Annotated in this window: 4 protein-coding genes and 1 pseudogene; 3 read left to right on the plus strand and 2 right to left on the minus strand. The window is 73.9% G+C overall.

Annotated elements, in window-relative coordinates:
* Positions 1 to 703 (minus strand): annotated as a pseudogene (locus ACFWEG_RS28310) (hypothetical protein); the annotation flags it as partial.
* 341 nt (positions 704 to 1,044) lie between these two features.
* On the opposite strand from ACFWEG_RS28310, the gene ACFWEG_RS28315 reads away from it, so the two are divergent.
* The 3 genes from ACFWEG_RS28315 to ACFWEG_RS28325 all read left to right on the plus strand — a co-directional run bounded on the left by ACFWEG_RS28315 (position 1,045) and on the right by ACFWEG_RS28325 (position 4,452).
* Complete coding sequence (locus ACFWEG_RS28315) at positions 1,045 to 2,328, plus strand: sulfite oxidase (protein WP_387220770.1); 1,284 nt, start codon at positions 1,045 to 1,047, stop codon at positions 2,326 to 2,328.
* A gap of 185 nt (positions 2,329 to 2,513) precedes the next feature.
* On the plus strand, positions 2,514 to 2,675 hold the full coding sequence (locus tag ACFWEG_RS28320) for a hypothetical protein (protein ID WP_387220773.1): 162 nt from the start codon (positions 2,514 to 2,516) through the stop codon (positions 2,673 to 2,675).
* A gap of 301 nt (positions 2,676 to 2,976) precedes the next feature.
* Positions 2,977 to 4,452, plus strand: coding sequence for a membrane-associated oxidoreductase (locus ACFWEG_RS28325; RefSeq protein WP_387220776.1), 1,476 nt, complete (start codon positions 2,977 to 2,979; stop codon positions 4,450 to 4,452).
* On the opposite strand, the gene ACFWEG_RS28330 is transcribed toward ACFWEG_RS28325, so the two are convergent.
* On the minus strand, positions 4,439 to 4,665 hold a 227-nt coding region (locus ACFWEG_RS28330; protein ID WP_387220778.1), incomplete at its 5' end, for a GNAT family N-acetyltransferase. The genes ACFWEG_RS28325 and ACFWEG_RS28330 overlap by 14 nt on opposite strands.

Consider the following 4,665-nt stretch of genomic DNA (forward strand, 5'->3'; position numbering starts at 1 on the left):
CCCCCCGGATCATCAACAACAGGAGGGGGAAGTCATGCCGGACCCGAAGGCCGGAGGCCCCATTGCGGAGCCACGAAAAAGGTAACGGGGGGGGGAAGCCCAGGGCCAGGAACTCCAGCACCTCGTACTGGTCGGCGGGGAGCATCGGCGGCGCCATCAGACGCAGGTCGGAGATGCTCGTGCACCGGCGGGCGAGTTCGAGGACCTGCTCGTCGACGCCCAGGTCGCGCAGGACGGTGTCGGAGAACGCCGCGAAGAGCTTGTCCGGCTTCCGACCGGCATCCGGCGCGGGGTGCGAGCCGGCCTGCGCCTTCTCCTGCGCGTCGAAGAACTTCGGCATCTGCTCGATCATCTCGACGTTGCGCACCTCGAGACCCCGCGTCGCGTTGTTCGCCGTGAACCGCCGCTTGGTCGCCCACTTGATCGCCACGTCGTGGTGGGCCACCCGCAGCAGCGTGAACAGGTCGCTCCCGTCGTCGGGAGCGAGCAGCACCCCGCGGTAGGCCTTGGTGATCCGGATCGTGCGCACCCGCGGATCGCGGGCCGCCTCCAGCTTCTCCAGGTGCAGGCCCTTGTTGGAGCGCAGATCCTGCGTGCTCAGGGCGCGGAACTGCCGTACGGCGTCCTGTACTTCCTTCAGTACCGGCCGCGGTAGGGCGCCGAGATCGGCGAGGAAGTCCTCCGACAGGGCGAGACGGGGCATCGGCTACCTCACGGGTGAGCGGGAGCGGTCGCGGGGGTGGTCGCGGGGGTGGTTCGCCAAGGATGTCAGGGCGCGGGCCGCCGGCGACGGCCAACTCTGTTTCCGGTCACGGTCCGACGGCAGGTCACACCGTTGACACCCCGGCGCGCCCGTGTTTGCATCCCCGCATGCCGTCGCCCCAGCCGTTGACGCGCCGTAGGGCCGTGGACCTCGTCCGCGTTGCCGCCGCGCTCTGTCCGGTTGCCGGCTGACGCCTTCTCCGCTTGCGCACGTCCGGCCCGAGGGGCGGTGCTGAGGTGCGCCCCTGGTTGCGATCCCCCTTGAGATGACGAGGAACACCCATGCCTGCTGCCGTGTCGGATGTCCGGACGAATGACGAAGTCGCGTACGACCAAGAGAGGTTGAGGCAGTGGCGGGAGGGGGAGGCGCGGGCCGGCGGGGTGAGCCGGCGGGCGATGCTGGGGCTGCTGGCCGCGGCGGGTGCGGCGGGCGCGGTGCCGCTGGCGGCGCCGGCGCGGGCCGCGGCCGCCGAGCCGACGATACGCAAGCCGCTGCCGCCGGAGTGGTTCGTCCCGCGGGGGACGAACGCGGAGACGCGGTTCGAGGCACTGCGGGGGACGGGGCACACGACGCCGAACGAGCGGTTCTTCGTGCGCAACCACACGTCCACGCCGGTCCTCGACGCGGCGGAGTGGCGGCTGAAGGTGTGGGGGAGCGGGCTGCGCGGCCGGCACGCCGAGGACCGGCCGGTGGAGTTCGGGTACGACGACCTGCGACGGCTGCCGTCGGTGCGGCGGACCGCGTTCGTCGAGTGCGCGGGGAACGGGCGCAGCTTCTACGCGAGCCAGCAGGGTGAGACGGTGACGGGCACGGCGTGGACGCTCGGGGCGATCGGCGTCGCGCGGTGGCGCGGGGTGCGGCTCGGGGACGTGCTGCGGCGGGCCGGGGTCACCCGGTACGCCGAGGACGTCCAACCGCGCGGCCTGGACGCGGAGTTCGTCAGCGGCGGGGCGAACCTCGGACGGATCCGGCGGCCGCTGCCGCTGGCCAAGGCGCTGGACGACGTGCTGCTCGCGTACGAGATGAACGGGGAGCCGCTGCCGGCCGACCACGGCTACCCGGTGCGGGTGGTGGTGCCGTCCTGGATCGGGATCTCGTCGATCAAGTGGGTCGGCGACATCGAGGTGTCGGAGGAACCGCTGTACTCACCGTGGAACACCACCCTGTACCGGCGGTTCGGCCCCGCGTACCCGCCGGAGGGCAGCGCGCCGCTCACCCGGCAGACGCTGAAGAGCGCCTTCGAGCTGGCGAGCGGGGCGGTCTTCACGACCGGGGAGCGCACGACGCTGCACGGCCGCTCGTGGTCCGGTGCGGGGGCCGTCGCGAAGGTCGAGGTCAGCACCGACGGCGGGGAGCGGTGGCGGCGCGCCCGGCTGCACGACGTGCCGCGCGCGGACACCTGGACCCGCTGGTCCCTCGACTGGCGGCCGGACACCCCGGGCCCGGCCGCGCTGCTCGCCCGCGCCACCGACGTCCGCGGCCGCACCCAGCCGGCGACGTCCGTGCCGAACGCGCAGGGATACCTGTTCGACGTGGTGGTCCGGCACCCGGTCACGGTGGTGTGAGCGGGGTGAGACGACGGTCACAGGAGTGACCCCCGGTGCGCCGGGTACCCGCGCAACCCACGCGCGGATCCCGCGCACCGGCCCCGCACCGCCCCGCACCCCCACCGGCCCGCCGTCCCGAACAGCCGACTACAGTGTTCGACTGCTTACGACGACTGACGCCGCGAGAACGAGAGACACCCGCCATGAGCAGCAGTGATACCGCGTACGCGCCGATCTACGACGACCTGATCGAGGAGTTCGGCGACGTGCTCGCCGAGTCCCGCGAGGCCGCCGAGGAGACCAACCGCGCCTCCGAGGAAGCCCTCGACTGGAGTGACCTCAAGGGCGACCGGCGCGACGTCTGACGCGGCGGCGGAACGGGTGGGCCATGGCCGGGCTGCCGGACCTCGGACCGCCGGCCCCGCGGGCGCCGGCCCGTACGGGGATCGGCGGCGGGTGGCCGCGGGGGCCGGTCCGCCGGCCGCACGTCTGCGCGTGAGCCTGCCCGGCCGGATCCGTGCCCGCGCTGAACGGCAGACGGTCGGGGACGTGGGCCGCCGCCCCGCGTGAGGCGCCGCGGTTCCGGTCCGCACACCGGCGGGACGTCAACCGGGCCACGATCAAAGGGTGTTGACACCTCCGTGATCCGCCCGGCATCGTCGCCCGGTGGAGATGGACAACCTCACAGCGGTCGAACGCCGTGTCGCGGACGCCTACGCGGTCGCCGCCTCCCTGGACCTGCGGGTCCCGGACCCCGACACGGGGGCTCCGGAGCGGCCCGAGGACGGGGGCGGCTGGGGCCCGGAGCGGACCGTACGGGCCTCCGTCATCAGGGAGTTGCTGCTCAGCCGGCCGGCGGAGGACGGGCGGATACCCGGGCTGCGGATCGCCGGGATCCGGATCACCGGCTGTCTGCGCCTGCCGTACGGCGGCGTCGACTGCGAGGCCTCGTTCCTCGACTGCCACTTCGAGGAGGCCCCGAACCTCTACGGTGCGCGGATCCGGCAACTCGGCTTCCCCGGCTCGTTCCTGCCCGGGCTCGTCGCCGCCACGATCCGCGTCGACGGGGTCCTGCGGCTCACTGACTGCCGTGTCCCCGGCCCGGTGCGGCTCGGCGGCGCCCAGATCACCGGCGCGGTCTTCATGGACGGCGCGCACATCGGGACCGAGGCCGCCGACGAGCCCGTCCTGCTCCTGAACCACGCGCAGCTCGGCGGGGACCTCTGGGCCCCGAAGCTGGTCGTGGAGGGTGAGGCCCGGATGGAGGGTGCGTCCGTCACGGGCTCGGTGAACCTGCGGGAGGCCGCGTTCAGCCGACCCGGCGGCACCGCGCTCCACGCCGACGCCCTCGCGGTCGGGATCGACCTCAACGCCTGGCGGCTGCGCTCCGAGGGGCACATCGACCTGCGCGGCGCGCGCGTGCCCGGTCGGCTGGTCCTGTCCAACGCCAGGCTCTCCCACCCCGACGGCTACGCGCTGCGAGCCAGCAGCACCGTCGTCGGCGAGCTGTGGATGCGGGAAACCCGGATCGCCGGGGCCGTCAATCTGCGGCGTTCCCAGATCGAGGTCGTCCACGTCCCCTCCGACGTCTGGCCCGACCGTCTCCGCCTCGACGGCCTCACCTACACCGCCCTCGACCCCGCCGAACCCGCCACCGCCCGCCTCCCCATGCTGGAGCGCGACCCCCGCGGCTACGTCCCGCACGCGTACGAGCAGCTCACCGCCGCCTACCGCCGGATCGGCGACGACGCCTCCGCCCGCACCGTGCAGCTCGCCAAGCAGCGCCGGCACCGGGCCACGCTCGTGCGGTACGCCCGTGCCTGGGGGTGGGTGCAGGACGCGACGGTCGGCTACGGCTTCCGCCCGATGCGGGCCGCGGGGTGGCTCTTCTCGCTCCTGCTCGCCGGCTCGCTCGCCTTCGCCGTCGACCGGCCGCGGGCGCTCAAACCGGAGGAGTCCCCTGACTTCTCCCCGGTGTTCTACGCGCTCGACCTGCTCCTGCCGATCATCGACTTCGGGCAGGAGCGGGCGTACACACCGGAGGGGTGGACGCAGGGGCTCGCCTACCTGCTGATCATCGCCGGGTGGATCCTCGCGACGACGGTCGTGGCGGGCGTGACCCGCACGGTCAGCCGGCAGTAGGCCCGCGACCGATGCGGAACACCAGCTCGGGCCGGTCCCACGCCACCGCGGGCGGGTTCGCCGGCACGACCCCGGCGGGGACCGCCCCGACGCTGCGGTAGAAGCCCTCGGCGGGCGGGTGCGACACGACCCGCACGGCCTCCAGTCCGGCCGCCCGGGCCCGGTCCGCCATGTGCGCGGCGAGGAGCCGGCCGACGCCGCGGCCCTGCGCGG

It is taken from the genome of Streptomyces sp. NPDC060194, from assembly GCF_042728285.1.
GTDB lineage: Bacteria > Actinomycetota > Actinomycetes > Streptomycetales > Streptomycetaceae > Streptomyces.

Bases quoted from the DNA above. Each gene is read 5' to 3' on its own strand.
- ACFWEG_RS28315 (WP_387220770.1), top strand. From the start codon at position 1,045: ATGCCTGCTGCCGTGTCGGATGTCCGGACGAATGACGAAGTCGCGTAC.
- ACFWEG_RS28320 (WP_387220773.1), top strand. From the start codon at position 2,514: ATGAGCAGCAGTGATACCGCGTACGCGCCGATCTACGACGACCTGATC.